Below are 15,670 nucleotides of genomic sequence, written 5' to 3'. Positions count from 1 at the left end.
AGGTGGCGCATTGGGCGAGCGCTAAGCAGCTCAGAGCACCAGACGCGCGAGTAATCGGCTAATTAGGCCAAGGGCCACCACGATGCCCAGGGTGATAAACAACAACCGCCATACTTTGAAGGGCTGACGCGGCACCTGATGCTGGGGCGCGCTCAGGTATTGCTCGACACGTTGTTGATCATCAGGACTCAGGCGACTGGACATGTTGACCTCTCTTGGCACGGATAAAAGTAACCACGGGTTCAGCTGACTAGCGGCTCCACACACAGGCTGTCACCGAGGCGGATGACCCCGCTGTGCAGCACTTGGGCGGTGATCCCGCCATGCCCACGCATGGCCTGGAATAAGCCCGGGCCTAAGCGCCGCTCCAGTTTGGCGCAGGGCTGGCACCAACCTGTGGTTTGCAGTATGGCTTGGCCTAGGCGAAAGCGCCGGTCTTTCAAGCTAAACAGGTTTATCCCGCTGATCACCAAGTTGCGCCGCAGCTCGGCCGGGCCCAACAGGTTTTGCTCCGTACGCCCCATGAGAGCGTTGATTACCGCCAGATGTTCCCACTGGATTAGGGTTACCTGGCGCGACGAAGTGTTGCGTTTAACGCTGCGATAATCGCCTATCAAGCCGCCATCACGGCGTGCCTCTACCGCGTCTACGACCAGCATCGGCTGTTGCGGCGCCGGCCTCACGCCGAGCCAACGTACTACGCCTTGTTGCGGTACGTGGGCGAGCAGTTCAGGTGGCACTTTCATAGCCCGATGCCGATATCCAGCAGCACCGTGCGCCCCAGGTTTTGCCGTAAAAACTGTGGCGCTTGGGCCTGGGCAAATAACACCCGGGCAAAGTTGGGGCCGACCACCGACAGCGAACGCCAGCCTTGGTGGAGGAACTCGCTGGGCGCGGGGAAGTAGCTGTTGAAGTCGAGACTGACGTGCTTGAGGCTGACGTAGGCGAGTAAATCCAGCTGGCCTAAATCCAGACCGCGCTCAAGGTAGTTCTGCGCTTTTTTGTTGACCGTCGGGCTTAGCCGCTGCTGCAGCTCGCGCGCGCCAATGCGCTTAGGCGCAGGCGTGTGTTCGGCCAGCTGGCTGAGGCTAAAGGCTTGGCGGCGCCGCTCAAGCTCGGCGCGCCATTCGTCATTGAGGCGCCGGCCTTCATCCAGGACAAAAAACACCTCAAAGCGCGCCTCGCGAAACAACACATCCGGCGGTTCCTGCTCGCTGCTGGCAAATTCATCGAGTTGCCAGCTTTGATTCAGGGCACTGAGCAAGCGCTGGCAGACCCAGCGTTCACGCTGCCATTTGCGCGCATTGCTGAGTAGATCGTTGGCCTGTTCGGCTTGCTCGGTGAGCAGGCGCAGATAGTCGGAATCATCCATGGGCGAAGCTTATCCTGAGTGGCTTAAGTGAGGGAATCCTTATGCTGGTGTCCGCCGCATTAGTGGGCGATAGCTGAGCCGAGGCGTCTGTGCTGGGGCTAAACTAGTTGGAGGGGGAAAGCGCACGGCGCAGACTACTGTTTGACTAAAAATCTGCGCAAAGTGCTCAGAGGCGAAGGTCAGTCTGCCCGGCGGTGAGCCTTGAGTGTTTTGCCGTTATGCCTTGGGGGTGACGCCGGTGTGCGAATTTTTGCCGCGTGACAAATCTGGGTTTGATCCTATTCGTTAGCTGTGGGGAAGTTGTCGCAATGATTAGCGCCCATGTGTTGTCCACCAGCAGCCAAGTGTTCGGTTGGCTGCTGTATTTGCCGCTGCTGGCCTGGGCCATTTGGCGGGCGCCGTGGCTGGAGTTGATCAGCGACGTGCGCCGCCAACATCTGCTTGGTGGCACCGCGCTGGCGCTGTTTGTGCTGTGGTTGGTACGCCGCGATTTCGACACGGGCCTGTCGTTCCACTTTGTCGGCATGACCGCCGTGACCCTGCTGCTTGATTGGCCGCTGGCGGTACTGGCCGCGGCTTTGGTGCAGTTAGGCCTGGTCGGCTTAGGCAAGCAGGACTGGTCGGCCATGGGCGTGAATGGCGTGCTGTTGATACTGATCCCGGTAGCGGTGACCGAAGCCTGCGCGCGCTGGGTCGAGCACAAACAGCCGCGCAATCTGTTTGTGTATATCTTTTGTAGCGGCTTCTTTGCCTCGGCCTTGGCGACGTTGCTGTGTATCGCCGTGGGCCTGAGCATCCTGTTGGTCGATGGGCTATTCGAAATGCCCGTGTGGCTGGAGGACTTTATCGGCTACCTGTGGCTGGTGATCTTCCCCGAGGCCTTTATCAACGGCATGCTGGTCACCGCCTTGGTGGTGTTCTACCCCGATTGGCTGGAGACCTTTAATCGCTCGCGCTATCTGGCGGCGCCGTGGAAGGATGAGTCGCATTAGGCGGTGTATGGCCGGCACTGATGGCACGCTGTTCATGGCGTCAATGCCGCGCTGCCCTTGATCCATATCAAGCCTGCTCTTGGAAAAGCCCGCATGCTCAAGCTTTGTTTAGCGGAGATGAGCGAAATGGGTGTCTATCAGTGGGCGCGGGAGCAGGTTGAAGTGTGTTTAACCCAAGCGGCAGAGCAGCAGCTAGATCCACTGATGGCGCTGCGCGCCTTGCTTAGTGCGGTGGTGGAGCGCAATGCCAGTGCGCGTGGGGCCTTTGATTTGGCCGCAGAGCTGGAGTTTCTCGCGGCGAATCTGGACGAGCAACGCGACTACAGCTTTATGCGGCCTTAGGCCGGATTATCTCTGGGTGAGATCAGTGCCGGCTGGGATTCAGCTCGCCGCTAAACAGCTCATCTTCCAACGAGTTGCCGGGGATGCTGTGTTCCTCGGAGGCCCATGCGCCTAGGTCGATCAGCTTGCAGCGCTCGCTGCAAAAGGGCCGGCTCGGGCTTTGCGGGCCCCATTCCACCGGAGCGGCACAGGTCGGGCAGGGGACTAAAGTTGGGGTGCTCATGCTTGGCCTCCACGCAGGGTTAAGTAAAAGTCATGCAGGCGCTGGGCCTCGCTGCGCAGCCAGTTGAGGTCGCGGTCATTGACCAGCACATCATGGGCCTGGCTTAAACGCCGTTCGCGGCTGGCTTGGACTTTGAGGATCGCTTCGACCTGCTCTTGGCTGCTCTGGTCGCGGCTCATGGTGCGCTGGATTTGCAACTGTTCAGGCGCATCCACCACCAAGATGCGTTGGGCCAGTTTGTACTGGCCAGACTCAATCAACAGCGGCGATACCAAAATCGCGTAGGGCGATTGTGCCTGAGCGAGGGAGTGGGCGATTTCCTGAGCGATCAGCGGGTGCAGCAAGGCTTCGAGCCAGCGCCGCTGTTGCGGGTCGCTAAAGATTTTTTGCCGCAGGGCGGCGCGGTTGAGTTGGCCGTCGGCCTGTAGCACTTCACTGCCGAAGTGCGCGACGATTTGCGCCAAAGCCGGCTTACCCGGCTCCACCACCCAGCGCGCGGCGTGGTCGGCATCCACGGCGTGGATGCCGAGGTCAATAAAGTGCTGGGCAACAGCGCTTTTACCGCTGCCAATGCCGCCGGTTAGGCCAAGAATCCAGGGCTTAGTGCTCACGTTACGGCTCTTCAGTTATCCGCCAGCGGCGATTGTAGTGCAGGGCTTACACGACTGGCCAATGGCTCCGTCAGTGAAAGCCCACCACTTGCAGATAGCCTTGGGTGATTTGTTCACCCCAGATCAACGCGATCCAGCCGGCAAGCGCAAGGTACGGCCCGAAGGGAATTGGCGTGTTGCTGGCGGCATTGCGCGCGCGCAGCATCAGTAAACCGAGCACGGCACCGACTAGCGACGACAGCAGAATGGTTAGCGGCAACACTTGCCAGCCACCCCAGGCGCCGAGCATGGCCAGCAACTTGAAATCGCCATGGCCCATGCCTTCCTTGCCGGTTAACAGCTTGAACAGCCAGTACACCGTCCACAGGCTCAGGTAGCCGGCCACAGCGCCCCACAGTGCATCGCCCAACGAGGTGAACAAGCCGAAATAGTTGGCGATCAGGCCGAGCCACAGCAGCGGTAGTACCAATGAATCCGGCAGCAGATAGTGATCGGCATCGATCAAGCTCATGGCCAGCAGGCCCCAGGTCAGCACCAGCATGGCGCCGGCTTGCCAGGTGAAGCCAAAGTGCCAGGCGATAAACGCCGCCAGTACACCGCTGGTGAGTTCCACCAGCGGGTAGCGCCAACTGATCGGTGCTTTGCAGCTCGAGCACTTACCGCGCAAATAGGCAAAACTCAGTAGCGGAATGTTTTCCCAAGGCTTGATTTCGTGGGCGCAGTGCGGGCAACGCGAGTTGGGCAGCAGCAGGTTAAACACCTCGCCTTCGCTTTGCTCGGGCAGCTCCAGAGTTTCTCGGGCCTGCTGCCGCCATTCGCGCTGCATCATCAGCGGCAGGCGATAGACCAGCACATTAAGAAAACTGCCGATCAACAGGCCCACGATCAGACACAGAATAATAAAGGCCGGCGGGTAGCCGGCCAGAAGGTCGAATAAGGTCATTTAGCCTACTACGGAACCCAGCTGGAAGATTGGTAGGTACATGGCCACGATTAGACCACCCACCAGCACCCCAAGCACAGCCATAATCATCGGCTCCATCAGGGTGGTGAGGTTATCGACCGAGTTATCCACCGCCGCTTCGTAGTATTCCGCGGTTTTATCCAGCATCTCATCCAGCGAGCCGGACTCCTCACCGATAGCCGTCATCTGTACGGCCATGGTTGGGAAGACGCCCGTGGTGCGCATGGAGAAGTTCAGCTGGGTACCGGACGACACATCGTTGCGTACTTTCGCGATGGCCTCGCGGAATACCACGTTACCGGCGGCACCTTCTACCGATTGCAAAGCGTCTACCAGCGGCACACCCGCAGCAAAGGTGGTGGCCAAGGTGCGGGCAAAGCGGGCGACTACGGCGTTGTAGAGAATCGGGCCAATGATGGGTGCTTTTAGCAGTTTACGATCCAAGAAGTCGCGAAAGGCTTTGGAGCGTTTGTGGCTTTCTTTAAATAGAAATACTGCGCCGATGATGCTGCCCAGGTAGATAAACCACCAGTCCTGCAAGCTGCGGGACATATCCACGACTACTTGGGTAAAGGCCGGTAGTTCGGCGCCAAAACCGTTAAACACAGCCTCAAACTGTGGCACCACCTTAATCAGCAAAATCGCCGTAACAATAATGGCGACAATGATGACGGCGATGGGATAAGTCATCGCTTTTTTGATTTTGGCTTTAAGCGCTTCAGTCTTCTCTTTATAAGTGGCGACCCGATCCAGCAGGGTTTCCAGTGCGCCGGACTGCTCGCCAGAGTCGACCAAGTTGCAATACAGGTCATCAAAAAATAGCGGCTTGCTGCGCAGCGCCGAAGCAAAGCTATTGCCGGCGGCTACTTCCTGTTTCACATCGTTAATCAGGGTGCGCATATTAGGGTTTTCAAAACCCTCGCCGATAATGTCAAAGGCCTGCAGCAGAGGCACCCCAGCTTTCATCATGGTCGCCATTTGCCGGGTAAACAGGGCGATGTCCATGGGTTTGATTTTTTTGCCGGCGCTAAACAACGCTACGGCTTTTTTGCGGACTTTTAGTGGATTAATACCCTGCTTACGCAGTTGGGCTTTGACCAAGGCAGGAGATTGGCCCGACAGCTCGCCTTTGATTTTTGCGCCTTTACGATCAGTGCCTTCCCAGCTAAATACACTGGTTTTTATTGCTTTGGCCGCCATGGCTTAATCCTTGGTCACACGGTTAACTTCTTCAAGGCTGGTAATGCCCTGCATTGCCTTGAGCAAAGCGGAAGTGCGCAAATCATTAAAGCCGTCTTTACGCATTTGGATGGAGATATCAATGGAGTTGCCTTCCTCCATAATAATCCGCTGCAAGGCTGGCGTGTTTTTAACTACTTCATAAATTCCCACTCGGCCTTTGTAACCGTTATTGCAGTTTTCGCAGCCCACCGGGCCATACAGCTTGATGCTGTCAACCTTGTTTTCTGGGAAGCCTTCCTCCAATAACGCTTCGCGGGGGATTTTCACCTCTTTCTTGCAGTGGCTACACAGCTTGCGGGCCAAGCGCTGGGCAATAATCAGGTTGACCGAGGTGGCAATGTTAAAACTCGGCACGCCCATATTGCGCAGGCGTGTCAGGGTCTCCGCGGCGCTGTTGGTGTGTAGGGTCGACATAACCATATGCCCGGTTTGCGCAGCTTTCACCGCAATCGAAGCGGTGTCTAGGTCGCGGATCTCGCCGACCATGATGATGTCCGGGTCCTGACGCAAAAAGGCCTTTAGCGCGGCGGTGAAGTCCATGCCTTGTTTGGGGTTAACGTTAACTTGGTTAATCCCCTCCAAGTTGATTTCCACCGGGTCTTCGGCCGTGGAGATATTCACGTCCGGGGTGTTGAGGATATTCAGGCCGGTATACAGCGATACGGTTTTACCGGAGCCGGTGGGGCCGGTGACCAAGATCATCCCTTGTGGCTGCTTAAGGGCCGTGAGGTACAGCTCTTTTTGCGCCTCTTCATAACCCAGGGCATCAATGCCCATCTGCGCACTGGCTGAGTCGAGAATCCGCATAACGATCTTTTCGCCCCAGAGGGTGGGGCAAGTGCTCACGCGAAAGTCGATGGATTTGCTCTTGGAGATGCGCATCTTGATGCGCCCATCTTGCGGCTTACGTCGCTCGGAAATATCCAGGCCGGCCATCACCTTAAGTCGCGCGCTGATACGCGGGGCTAACTGGATAGGTGGGCGGGCGATTTCCTGCAAAATCCCATCGGTGCGAAAGCGCACGCGGTAGTTTTTCTCATAGGGCTCAAAGTGCAGGTCAGATGAGCCTTTTTTAATCGCATCCAGCAGCATTTTATTAACGAAGCGCACCACCGGCGCATCGTCGGAGGAGTTCTCGCTGCTGTCGGCTTTATTCTCATCGACGGCTTCAACATCCAGGCCGTCGAGGTCGACATCACCCAGATCGTCCATACCGCTATTAGCGGCATCAAAGAACTTTTCGATGGCATCGCTAAGCTTGTCGTCCTCCACCAGCAGCGGCTCGGTATTAAGCCGGGTGGAGAACTGCACGTCGGTGACGGCTTGGTGATTGGTCGGGTCCGACAGGCCAATAAACAGCTTATTGCCGCGCTTAAACAGTGGAATCAGCCGGTGTTGGCGGATCAGTTTTTCACTGACGATATCCCGTGGCTGCTGCTCTTTATCCAGCGCATTCAAGTCGCAAAAAGGCACGCCAAATTGCTCGGCGGCAATCTCCGCCACGGCGCGGGCGGTGGCCAGCTTGTTTTGTACTAAGTAGCTCACCAGCGGAATTTTATTGCGCAGCGCTTGGCTATGGGCTTGCGCCGCCACGCTTTCACTAAGGAGCTGAGCGTTGACCAGTTGCCGGGCCAGGCCGGTGAGTTGGGGGGCTTCACTCATGATTTATGCACTGCTTGCAGCCAATTGGAGTGGGCGACTTATAGCCTAAATCAAGGCATTGCCCAAGCACCAACGTCTCAACTGACAAAAAACGGCAGTTAGTGCGCGCTAGGGGCGCGGGTTGGGTACGATGGTTTTGGTTGCGGGCTTGCTGGTACAGACGTTTTAACTCTTGGCACGACCTGTGCTGGTACTGAGCGGGTCTCTGACCTCCCATAAACTAGGAGTCTGCCAATGAAGTCTCTCAAGAAACAAAAAGGTTTTACCCTGATCGAGCTGATGATCGTTATTGCGATCATCGGTATTTTGGCTGCTATCGCTATTCCGCAGTTCAACGAATATCGCGCTAAGGCAAATGACACTACTGCTACTGCAGATGCCAAAAACATTATTACTTCTGTCATTTCCTCACTTCGTTAACTTATAAGGGCGAGGCTATATATGAAAAAGATTACTTTGATTGTTGCTGGTCTACTCTCTGCCGGTGCAGTTCATGCTACTACCTTTGATGCGACTGGTCCTTATCGGATGACTGATTGTGAGTTGCTAAATGAGAACGTAACAATCACTCTTTCTGCCAATGTTCGCGCTGGTGTTGTATGCACTGTAGGCACTGGCGTGGCAGTAGGTACTTGCCACACTGGTGGGCGCACAGCTGCACGTGAAGTAGAAATTCTAGTCGCTTCGACGGATCCAAACGCAACTCCGGGGACTTTGGTTTCTCAGAACCCACCTGTGTTCGAAACTCGTAATGGCCCAGTAGTTGCTACGGCCTCTACTCGTCAAGGTACAGTTGTTCCGCTGTATCCTCAAGGTCAAGCTTGTACAGCAGCTATCGCTGAGACTCAAGCTACTGCACGCTTGACCCAGTAATGTAAAAGAAAAGGGAGGGTCACCTCCCTTTTCAAACTATGGTTATTAACAATAGGTTCAAACAGTGAGCTTTAAATTCGTTTTTAGTGGTGTCTTGCTTTCTGTCCGATCCCGTTTTTTTTATTTCTTTATTACTGCTTTTTTTATCCTAGTAATCACGTCATACGCATCTGCGCTTTTCAGTGGGCGACAGCCTGCTACGGTAGCTCTTGATGTTGGGATTTCGGTCATCAGGTATCTACTGCCTATAGCTGTAATTATCTTGTGTCAGGATCTAGTATATCGTGAGTTCGAACGGCGTTACTTTTTAAATTCACTTACCTATCCAGAGGCTAGATGGAGCTTTGTCGTGGGTAAATTGATTTGTATGGCATTGATTTTAACTTTGCTGCTGGTTTTCTTATCATTTACTCTTGCGTTTCTCGTATGGCTCGTATCTCAAGGCTATCAGCAGGCAACACCAGTAAACCTATTAAGTAACTATGCAATAGTCATTGCTTTTGTTGGCGTGGACGCTTTGGTTCTCCTTGTACTAGGCCTTCTTGTTTCCATCGTTTCTACTAGCCAAAGTTTTCTAATGGTTGGTGTTTTAGGGTTTATGTTGATAGCTAGATCTTATTCGTCCGTGATTGAACTTTTAGGAGTTAACGATTACGTCGTTTCAGATCCTGATAGTTATAGTTTTGGGTTGGGGGGGCTGAGATTTTTTTTACCTGATCTGGGCGCTTTGGATGTTCGTGAGATTGCCTTATATTCAAATTTAGAGTTGTTGCCATCGGGCTGGCCATTCCTGCTTTATTCAAGTCTTAGTTATGCAGGCTTGATTCTATTTCTGGCTATCTTAGCGCTATACAAAAAACGGTTTTCATGAAATGCGAATGCATGGTCTATTTCTCTTGTCAGTAGCGCTGCTATTGAGCATGTTTTTAGTATTTTCTAGGCAGTATTCGGTAAGCAGCGTCTATCAAAGTCCGATTAGCTATGTCGATCGGGTTGTTGTTCCAGCATCAATTCTTTCAGCGTTGTATGGTGGTGATCGTTTCTTAGCTGCAAATATTGAAAGTATGCGCTTATCAGCCACTGGAATTGAAAATGGGCACGTTGATTCAGATTATTTTATTCGGGCGCAAAAAGTAGTGGCGCAGCTGAATGCTTGTCATGAAGATAATTATTATTTAGCTAATGGGCTATTAACATGGGGTGGGGCTGTAGATGAGGGAAATGATGTGCTCAAGGCTGCGGTAAAGTGCAGAGTTTGGGACTATGTGCCTCCTTTCTTTTACGGTGTTAATCTAGCTTTTTTTCAAAAAAATATTGATGAGGCTGAGCGAGTTCTTGAGCTCGGTGCGCAAAGGTCGGCGGAAAATGCAGCGAGTTTTAGGAAGTTAGCTGTAATGCTACGTGTTGAAGAGTTTTCGGATGAAAGGCTGGCATTGGATTACTTGATACAGCAGCGTAATGATGCAAATGATCCAGTACTTAAAAAAATGCTTGATAAGCGAGTTGTTCGTTTAGAAGGCTTGGTTTTATTGCGTAAGGCGCAGCGTCGCTATGAGGCTGAGCGTGGGAAGTTGGTGGATTTGAATCATCTCGTGAATAAGGCCTATCTAAAAGAGCTCCCAGGAGACCCATTAGGTCTTGGATATGAGTTGTCCGAAGGTAGTGTCATTTTAAAGAAAATGAAGGTTGCCGAATTGGAGAAGCAGCCATGAGGGCAGCTCTAGAGTTCGAAAATGTTAGCCACACCTTTAAAAGTAAAGGCAAAACCGTACAGGCCCTGCGCGATGTCAATCTAAGCATGACCGAGGGCGAGGTATTTGGTTTTGTCGGGCCTAACGGGGCAGGAAAGTCCACCACCATTAAGGTGATGCTCGACATCATCAATGATTACCAGGGCAGCGTGCGTATTTATGGCGTCGATGCCCATCGCGCCGAGGCGCGCCAGCCTTTGGCGTTTGTGCCGGAGTCGCCGGCGCTGTATGAGCAGTTCACCCCGCTGGAAATCCTCCGTATGGGCCTGTCCATGTACGGCATCAAACGCAAAGACGCCGATGCCTGGTGCCTGCAGTGGTTGGAGCGCTTCTCGGTGGCGGGTAATGCCACGCGGCGTATTCGCGAGTTGTCTAAGGGTAACGTGCAGCGCGTGGCTTTGGCCCATGCCATGGCAGTGCAGCCGAAGTTGCTGGTGCTCGATGAGCCGCTGTCGGGGCTGGACCCGGTGGGGCGTAAGGATGTGGTGGAGATTCTCACCGAGTTTAAGCAGCAGGGCGGCGCGATCTTTTTTACCTCCCATGTGCTGCATGACGTCGAACGGATTGCTGACCGCTTTGGCTTTATCAACAAGGGCGAGCTGCTGACCGTGCGTTCGCCCCGCGAGTTGGCCGCTGAGCGGGTGGATCAGATGCTGGTGCGCTACAGCACCGCCCAAGCCTTGTTGCCGGACGCCAAGCAACTGCGCGAGGCGGAGTTTGAAAACGAAATCAGCCAGGCCGATTTGCCCGCCTTTATCAGCCAGCTCAATAACCTCGGCGGCCATGTGTTAAGCGTCAAGCCGGCGGTGTCGCTGGAAAGCGTGTTCTTCAAAATCCTCGAACAAACCGCCAGCTAATTCCCCCGCCCAGCCATCACCCCACCATGACGGATTACGCCGCTGTGCGGCTAATCCATCTTGCGGGTATTCAAGCCGTAGGCTGCAATCACCGCACAGGCGCTTGCACCGTTGCCGGGCTGCGCCTGGCTGGTGGGTGTGGCTTGGTTGTGACGGATTACGCCGCTGCGCGGCTAATCCATCCTACGAGTATCCATCTTGCGTGAACCCCATTCTGCGCAGCGGGTGGCGGTAATGGGTTATGCCAGCTAGCTTGGCTGGGCAGCTCATTTCCCATACATGTTGCGCTTGATAGTTGAGGCAAGGAATGCCGAATTATCGTCGTGCCCTTCAGGATGGAGGGACTTGGTTTTTTACCGTGAATCTTTGGCAGCGCCGGCATAACGATTTGCTGGTGCGTCATGTCGAGGTGTTGCGTGCGGCGGTAAAACGCGCACAAGGCTTGCGGCCTTGGCAGGTGGATGCTTGGGTGGTGTTGCCAGAGCATATGCACTGCGTGTGGACCCTACCGCCCGGCGACAGTGATTTCGCTCTGCGTTGGCGCTGGATCAAGTCGCATTTCTCGCAAAGTTTGCCGGCTACCGAGGCGCGTTCGCCGTCGCGAGTGTTACGCGGTGAACGGGGTATTTGGCAGCGACGTTATTGGGAGCATTGGATTCGTGATGACGAGGATTACCGCCGCCATGTTGATTACGTACACGTTAATCCGCTTAAGCATGGGCTGGTGAGCTGTGTGGCGGACTGGCCCTATTCGACCTTTCACCGCGATGTACGCCGAGGGTTATACCCAAAGGATTGGGCGGGCGATGCCAGTGTGAATGTGCTTGGGGATATATGAGGGGCGGGTTTCGCTTGGATGTTAACGGTAGGTAGAGATGGAACACTCCGTGGCCGGTGGATGGGAGTATCCAGACCCGTAGGGTGCATCGCCGCACAGGCGCTTGCACCGTTGTCGGTGTGTGCATGACTGGTGCGGTGCGGCTTGGGTGTGATGGATTACGCCGCTGCGCGGCTAATCCATCCTACGGGTATCCATCCTGCGTTGGCATTTACAGACTTAGGCGCATCGACAGGTCGACGGCTTTGACGTCTTTGGTCAGGGTGCCGATGGAGATGTAGTCCACGCCGGTTTGCGCGATGCTGCGCAAGGTGGTTTCGTTGACGCCGCCGGAGGCTTCCAGTTTGGCGCGGCCTTGGGTGATGGCCACGGCTTGGCGCATTTCATCCAGGCTCAGTTCGTCGAGCATGATGATGTCGGCCTGAGCGTCCAGCGCTTGCTGCAGCTCTTGCAGACTTTCGACTTCCACTTCCACCGGTTTGCCGGGAGCGATTTTGTGCGCGGCGGTGATGGCTTGGGCGATGCCGCCGCAGGCCGCGATATGGTTTTCTTTAATCAGGAAGGCGTCATACAAACCGATGCGGTGGTTATGGCAGCCGCCTTGGGTCACGGCGTATTTCTGCGCCAGGCGCAGGCCCGGCAGCGTTTTGCGGGTATCGAGCAGTTTGACGCCAGTGTCTTGCACCATGTCGGCATAGTGCTGGCAGCGGGTCGCTACGGCAGACAGGGTTTGCAGAAAATTCAGGGCGCTGCGCTCGCCACTTAGCAGGGCGCGGGCCGGACCTTCGAGATGGAACAGCGCCTGATTGGCGCTGCAGCGCTGACCGTCTTGCACTTGCCAATGCACGGCCACGCGCGGATCGATCTGGCGGAACACCGCATCGACCCACGCGGTGCCACAGACCACCGCGTTATCGCGGCTGATGATGGTGGCGTGGGCCAGGCGGTCGGCGGGGATCAGTTGCGCGGTGATATCGCCACTGCCGATGTCTTCTGCCAGGGCGCGGCGCACATTCGCCTCAATTTCGGCGGTGAGATCAGCTAGGCAGAGATTAGGCATGGTGTGCTCCGGTCGACAGAAGCCGCCGATTATAAGGGCTGCTTCGGCTTTGCCCAGTATTTGTCTGTTCTACTGGTCGGCGTGCGCGCCACTTTTGCCCGTCTGCGCCGAGCCTGCTAATGACCGTTGGGAGGCTCTGGCATCGCATCTGTGACTTAGGTCATGTCTGTGGCGATGGCCGGTTGGTAAGCGCGGCGGCCTACCTATAATGCCGTGCACGGACTTATTAACTTTTGACGTCAGCTATTTGGCCTCAGGGATGACGCTCGGTCGATCGCATGCAGTCAGGCGCGCTGAACACAGCCCCGGCTGCAGGAGACTTGCAATGAAAACTGAGGCGAAGGTGGTGCACATTGGCGCCCCATCCCCCGCAAGCACGCCCGCCGCCAGCCCGCTGCCGCTGGTGTTGGCACAGGTACGCGACAAAGCGGCACAACAACTGCGTGGGGCCTTGCAGGCGTTATTTGATAACGCCGATGACAGCCTGTTTGAGATGGCAGACCGGGCACTAAGTAACGCGGAACAGAATGCTTTTTTTGAGGCCATGCGCGATTTGCGCTTAAAGCGCAAAGGCATCGAGCGCGAGTTTCTGCACAAGATGTTGGAGGCCTTCGCCAGCCTTAATCAGTACCAGCTCAATCTTTCGCCGAGCTTGGACAAAGTCTCATTCGATAGCCTGGCGCTGGTGCAAAACGATGCACTGGAAGAGTCAGTCGCGGTGGAGTCGATGGTGGCCAAGGTGCTGGCCCGCGATGCGGCCGCGCTGAACCAATTCAGCGCGCGGCTGAATGTGATCGTCACGCAAAAGCTCGACAGCCAAAACAACCCGCTGGGGCCGAGCTGCTTATCCGGCCTGTTTCTCGACGCCTGTGCTGGGCTTGGGGTGGAGATCAAGGTCAAGCTGATCATCCTCAAGCTGTTTGAGAAGTATGTGCTCAGTGAGTTGGATCAACTCTATGCCGAGGCGAATCAGGCGCTGATCGCCGCCGGGGTATTGCCCGAGCTGAAATCCACGCCACCTGCGCGTCGCCCGGCCACACGGCCAGCTACCAGCACCGCGGGCAATCGTGGGGAAACCCCAGTGGCGGCGGATGGTGAGGCGGTGCAGGAGGTATTTGGTGCCCTGCAAAGCTTGCTGGCGCAGGTGCGCAGTAGCGCCCCGAGCGTGGCGCGGCCTGCCGATGCGTTGCCGATCAGCAGTGATGATTTACTGCGCTTACTCTCTCACTTGCAGCAGCGTGCGCCACAAGTGGTGAGTGGCGAGGCCGATGTGCGCGAGCAGTTGCATGGCCTGCTGCAACGGGCCAGTGCCAAGGCCGGTAAAACCCGGGTGGTTGGCGAGGTGGATGAAGACGTCATCAACCTGGTGTCGATGCTGTTTGAATTTATCCTCGATGACCGCAGCCTGCCGGACTCGCTCAAAGCCCTGATCGCCCGCTTGCAGATCCCCATGCTCAAGGTCGCGGTGCTGGATAAAACCTTCTTCGGCCGTGGCAGCCATCCGGCGCGGCGTCTGCTGAATGAAATCGCCTCGGCTGCTTTGGGCTGGAGCGAACAGGGTGATCAGCAGCGCGACAGCCTGTATCAGAAGATCGAGCAAGTGGTGCAACGCTTGCTCAATGATTTTGTCGATGATCCGCAGATTTTCAGCGAGTTGCTCGCCGACTTTATCGCCTATACCGGTGACGAGCGCCGTCGCAGTGAGCTGCTGGAGCAGCGCACCCGTGATGCCGAGGAGGGCAGTGCCAAGGCCGCGTTGGCCCGGCGGGAAGTGGAGCAGGCACTGAACCAGCGGCTGGTGGGCAAAACCCTGCCACAGGTGGTGGTGCGTTTGCTGCAAGAGGCCTGGAGCCAAGTGCTGTTGCTGACCTGCCTAAAACATGGCGCGCAGTCCAGTGAGTGGCAAGCGGTATTGCGGGTTATGGATGAGCTGATCTGGAGCTTAAACCCGGCACTGCAAACGGCTGATCGCAGCCGTGTATTGGCCTTGCTGCCGGGGCTGCTGCGCGGCCTGCGGGAAGGGCTGGATGGTGCGGCGGTAGATCCTTTTGTCAGCGTTGAGCTGCTAAGTCAGTTGCGTCCGTTGCATCGGCAAGTGCTACTGCGCCTACTACCACCCATCGCTACTCCTGATTCAAGCGCCTCTGCTGCACCTGAGTTGGCGAGCGCTGAAGTCAATACCGCGCCCGCTAGCGTGACTGCAGCTGGCGAGCCGGCGGAACGTTCTGACGTTGTCGCCGAGATGGACTATCCGCCCGTTGATCCGCCGCCCCAGATGGTTGAAGTGGTGGAGGAGATCGTGCTGTTGGCGCCGGGGGAAGTGGCGGCGCCGGAGACGCCGGTGATCCTGGCGGATGACGATGAGGCGTTGCAGCAGGTGGACAACCTGCATGTCGGCAGTTGGCTGGAGTTTCAGCAAGACGCCGAGCATAAGCTGCGCTGCAAGTTGGCGGCGGTGATCAAACCCACGGGTAAATATATCTTCGTTAATCGCACCGGCATCAAAGTGCTGGAGAAAACCCGCATGGGCCTGGCCGTGGAGTTCCGCCGCCAAGCCATTCGCCTGCTCGACGATGCGCTGCTGTTTGACCGCGCGCTGGAGTCAGTGATCGGCAATCTGCGCCGGCTTAAGGGGGCCTAAGGGCATATGCGAGGGGCCGCAGGCTTCGTAGGGTGGTTTAGCTGTGTAGCGGCGTAAGCCACCATTTTTATCGACGCTAGGTTGCCGGAATCTGTGGCGCCGCACTCCCGGATTACGCCCTCTGCGAGGGCTAATCCAGGCTACAACGCAAGCCTGTTGATGAGCCGCGATCCCGTAGGGTGGTTTAGCCGCGCAGCGGCGTAAGCCACCACTTTTATCGACGCTAGGTTGCCGGCATCTGT

General features: G+C 56.1%; 18 protein-coding genes. 9 read left to right on the top strand and 9 right to left on the bottom strand.

Annotated features, from left to right (window positions below; all coding sequences use genetic code 11):
* Positions 1-30: 30 nt before the first annotated feature.
* The 3 genes from NTD81_RS13480 to NTD81_RS13470 are packed head-to-tail and all read right to left on the bottom strand — an operon-like array spanning position 31 to position 1,372.
* Positions 31-204, bottom strand: coding sequence for a DUF3094 domain-containing protein (locus tag NTD81_RS13480; protein WP_262183079.1), 174 nt, complete (start codon positions 202-204; stop codon positions 31-33).
* A 38-nt stretch (positions 205-242) separates the two neighbouring features.
* Positions 243-746 (bottom strand): MOSC domain-containing protein, encoded by a 504-nt coding sequence (locus NTD81_RS13475; RefSeq protein WP_262183078.1) that lies wholly within the window; start codon positions 744-746, stop codon positions 243-245.
* Entirely contained in the window at positions 743-1,372 is a 630-nt protein-coding gene (locus NTD81_RS13470; protein ID WP_262183077.1) for a DUF1780 domain-containing protein, read from the bottom strand. The genes NTD81_RS13475 and NTD81_RS13470 overlap by 4 nt, the downstream gene beginning before the upstream one ends.
* Positions 1,373-1,680: 308 nt before the next feature.
* On the opposite strand from NTD81_RS13470, the gene NTD81_RS13465 reads away from it, so the two are divergent.
* Both NTD81_RS13465 and NTD81_RS13460 read left to right on the top strand, forming a co-directional pair.
* On the top strand, positions 1,681-2,364 hold the full coding sequence (locus NTD81_RS13465; protein WP_262183076.1) for an energy-coupling factor ABC transporter permease: 684 nt from the start codon (positions 1,681-1,683) through the stop codon (positions 2,362-2,364).
* A 126-nt stretch (positions 2,365-2,490) separates the two neighbouring features.
* Positions 2,491-2,706 (top strand): hypothetical protein, encoded by a 216-nt coding sequence (locus NTD81_RS13460; RefSeq protein ID WP_262183539.1) that lies wholly within the window; start codon positions 2,491-2,493, stop codon positions 2,704-2,706.
* Between the two features lie 22 nt (positions 2,707-2,728).
* Here the strand turns inward: NTD81_RS13460 and yacG are convergent, their stop codons facing one another.
* From yacG to pilB, 5 genes are all read right to left on the bottom strand, one after another.
* Entirely contained in the window at positions 2,729-2,929 is a 201-nt protein-coding gene (gene yacG / locus NTD81_RS13455; protein ID WP_262183075.1) for a DNA gyrase inhibitor YacG, read from the bottom strand.
* On the bottom strand, positions 2,926-3,540 hold the full coding sequence (gene coaE / locus NTD81_RS13450; protein WP_262183074.1) for a dephospho-CoA kinase: 615 nt from the start codon (positions 3,538-3,540) through the stop codon (positions 2,926-2,928). The genes yacG and coaE overlap by 4 nt, the downstream gene beginning before the upstream one ends.
* Positions 3,541-3,610: 70 nt before the next feature.
* Positions 3,611-4,483 (bottom strand): prepilin peptidase, encoded by an 873-nt coding sequence (locus NTD81_RS13445; protein WP_262183071.1) that lies wholly within the window; start codon positions 4,481-4,483, stop codon positions 3,611-3,613.
* A complete protein-coding gene (locus NTD81_RS13440; protein WP_262183070.1) occupies positions 4,484-5,704 on the bottom strand; it encodes a type II secretion system F family protein in 1,221 nt (406 codons plus the stop codon).
* A gap of 3 nt (positions 5,705-5,707) precedes the next feature.
* A complete protein-coding gene (gene pilB / locus NTD81_RS13435; protein ID WP_262183069.1) occupies positions 5,708-7,408 on the bottom strand; it encodes a type IV-A pilus assembly ATPase PilB in 1,701 nt (566 codons plus the stop codon).
* Between the two features lie 234 nt (positions 7,409-7,642).
* Here pilB and NTD81_RS21370 point away from each other — a divergent pair, with 234 nt between their 5' ends.
* The 6 genes from NTD81_RS21370 (at position 7,643) to NTD81_RS13405 (ending at position 11,727) form a co-directional block, all read left to right on the top strand.
* Positions 7,643-7,828 (top strand): prepilin-type N-terminal cleavage/methylation domain-containing protein, encoded by a 186-nt coding sequence (locus NTD81_RS21370; protein WP_315974691.1) that lies wholly within the window; start codon positions 7,643-7,645, stop codon positions 7,826-7,828.
* A gap of 21 nt (positions 7,829-7,849) precedes the next feature.
* The gene (locus NTD81_RS13425; RefSeq protein WP_262183068.1) at positions 7,850-8,281 is read left to right on the top strand and encodes a hypothetical protein; all 432 of its coding nucleotides are present in this window, start codon (positions 7,850-7,852) and stop codon (positions 8,279-8,281) included.
* A gap of 349 nt (positions 8,282-8,630) precedes the next feature.
* Entirely contained in the window at positions 8,631-9,152 is a 522-nt protein-coding gene (locus NTD81_RS13420) for a hypothetical protein (RefSeq protein WP_262183067.1), read from the top strand.
* 7 nt (positions 9,153-9,159) lie between these two features.
* Complete coding sequence (locus NTD81_RS13415; protein ID WP_262183066.1) at positions 9,160-9,993, top strand: hypothetical protein; 834 nt, start codon at positions 9,160-9,162, stop codon at positions 9,991-9,993.
* On the top strand, positions 9,990-10,889 hold the full coding sequence (locus tag NTD81_RS13410; RefSeq protein ID WP_262183065.1) for an ABC transporter ATP-binding protein: 900 nt from the start codon (positions 9,990-9,992) through the stop codon (positions 10,887-10,889). Before NTD81_RS13415 ends, NTD81_RS13410 begins: the two co-directional genes overlap by 4 nt.
* Positions 10,890-11,196: 307 nt before the next feature.
* On the top strand, positions 11,197-11,727 hold the full coding sequence (locus NTD81_RS13405) for an REP-associated tyrosine transposase (protein ID WP_262183064.1): 531 nt from the start codon (positions 11,197-11,199) through the stop codon (positions 11,725-11,727).
* Positions 11,728-11,938: 211 nt separating this feature from the next.
* Here the strand turns inward: NTD81_RS13405 and nadC are convergent, their stop codons facing one another.
* Complete coding sequence (nadC, locus tag NTD81_RS13400; protein WP_262183063.1) at positions 11,939-12,787, bottom strand: carboxylating nicotinate-nucleotide diphosphorylase; 849 nt, start codon at positions 12,785-12,787, stop codon at positions 11,939-11,941.
* 325 nt (positions 12,788-13,112) lie between these two features.
* Here nadC and NTD81_RS13395 point away from each other — a divergent pair, with 325 nt between their 5' ends.
* Positions 13,113-15,428, top strand: coding sequence for a DUF1631 domain-containing protein (locus tag NTD81_RS13395; RefSeq protein WP_262183062.1), 2,316 nt, complete (start codon positions 13,113-13,115; stop codon positions 15,426-15,428).
* Positions 15,429-15,670 lie beyond the last annotated feature (242 nt).

Source organism: Pseudomonas sp. 5P_3.1_Bac2, from assembly GCF_025465995.1.
Lineage (GTDB): Bacteria > Pseudomonadota > Gammaproteobacteria > Pseudomonadales > Pseudomonadaceae > Aquipseudomonas.
This window is presented reverse-complemented; position numbering and strand designations above follow the sequence as displayed.

Excerpts from the sequence above, each read along its gene's own strand:
- NTD81_RS13480 (WP_262183079.1), bottom strand. The coding sequence starts at position 204 with ATGTCCAGTCGCCTGAGTCCTGATGATCAACAACGTGTCGAGCAATAC.
- NTD81_RS13475 (WP_262183078.1), bottom strand. The coding sequence starts at position 746 with ATGAAAGTGCCACCTGAACTGCTCGCCCACGTACCGCAACAAGGCGTA.
- NTD81_RS13470 (WP_262183077.1), bottom strand. The coding sequence starts at position 1,372 with ATGGATGATTCCGACTATCTGCGCCTGCTCACCGAGCAAGCCGAACAG.
- NTD81_RS13465 (WP_262183076.1), top strand. The coding sequence starts at position 1,681 with ATGATTAGCGCCCATGTGTTGTCCACCAGCAGCCAAGTGTTCGGTTGG.
- NTD81_RS13460 (WP_262183539.1), top strand. The coding sequence starts at position 2,491 with ATGGGTGTCTATCAGTGGGCGCGGGAGCAGGTTGAAGTGTGTTTAACC.
- yacG (WP_262183075.1), bottom strand. The coding sequence starts at position 2,929 with ATGAGCACCCCAACTTTAGTCCCCTGCCCGACCTGTGCCGCTCCGGTG.
- NTD81_RS13445 (WP_262183071.1), bottom strand. The coding sequence starts at position 4,483 with ATGACCTTATTCGACCTTCTGGCCGGCTACCCGCCGGCCTTTATTATT.
- NTD81_RS13440 (WP_262183070.1), bottom strand. The coding sequence starts at position 5,704 with ATGGCGGCCAAAGCAATAAAAACCAGTGTATTTAGCTGGGAAGGCACT.
- pilB (WP_262183069.1), bottom strand. The coding sequence starts at position 7,408 with ATGAGTGAAGCCCCCCAACTCACCGGCCTGGCCCGGCAACTGGTCAAC.
- NTD81_RS21370 (WP_315974691.1), top strand. The coding sequence starts at position 7,643 with ATGAAGTCTCTCAAGAAACAAAAAGGTTTTACCCTGATCGAGCTGATG.
- NTD81_RS13425 (WP_262183068.1), top strand. The coding sequence starts at position 7,850 with ATGAAAAAGATTACTTTGATTGTTGCTGGTCTACTCTCTGCCGGTGCA.
- NTD81_RS13415 (WP_262183066.1), top strand. The coding sequence starts at position 9,160 with ATGCATGGTCTATTTCTCTTGTCAGTAGCGCTGCTATTGAGCATGTTT.
- NTD81_RS13410 (WP_262183065.1), top strand. The coding sequence starts at position 9,990 with ATGAGGGCAGCTCTAGAGTTCGAAAATGTTAGCCACACCTTTAAAAGT.
- NTD81_RS13405 (WP_262183064.1), top strand. The coding sequence starts at position 11,197 with ATGCCGAATTATCGTCGTGCCCTTCAGGATGGAGGGACTTGGTTTTTT.
- nadC (WP_262183063.1), bottom strand. The coding sequence starts at position 12,787 with ATGCCTAATCTCTGCCTAGCTGATCTCACCGCCGAAATTGAGGCGAAT.
- NTD81_RS13395 (WP_262183062.1), top strand. The coding sequence starts at position 13,113 with ATGAAAACTGAGGCGAAGGTGGTGCACATTGGCGCCCCATCCCCCGCA.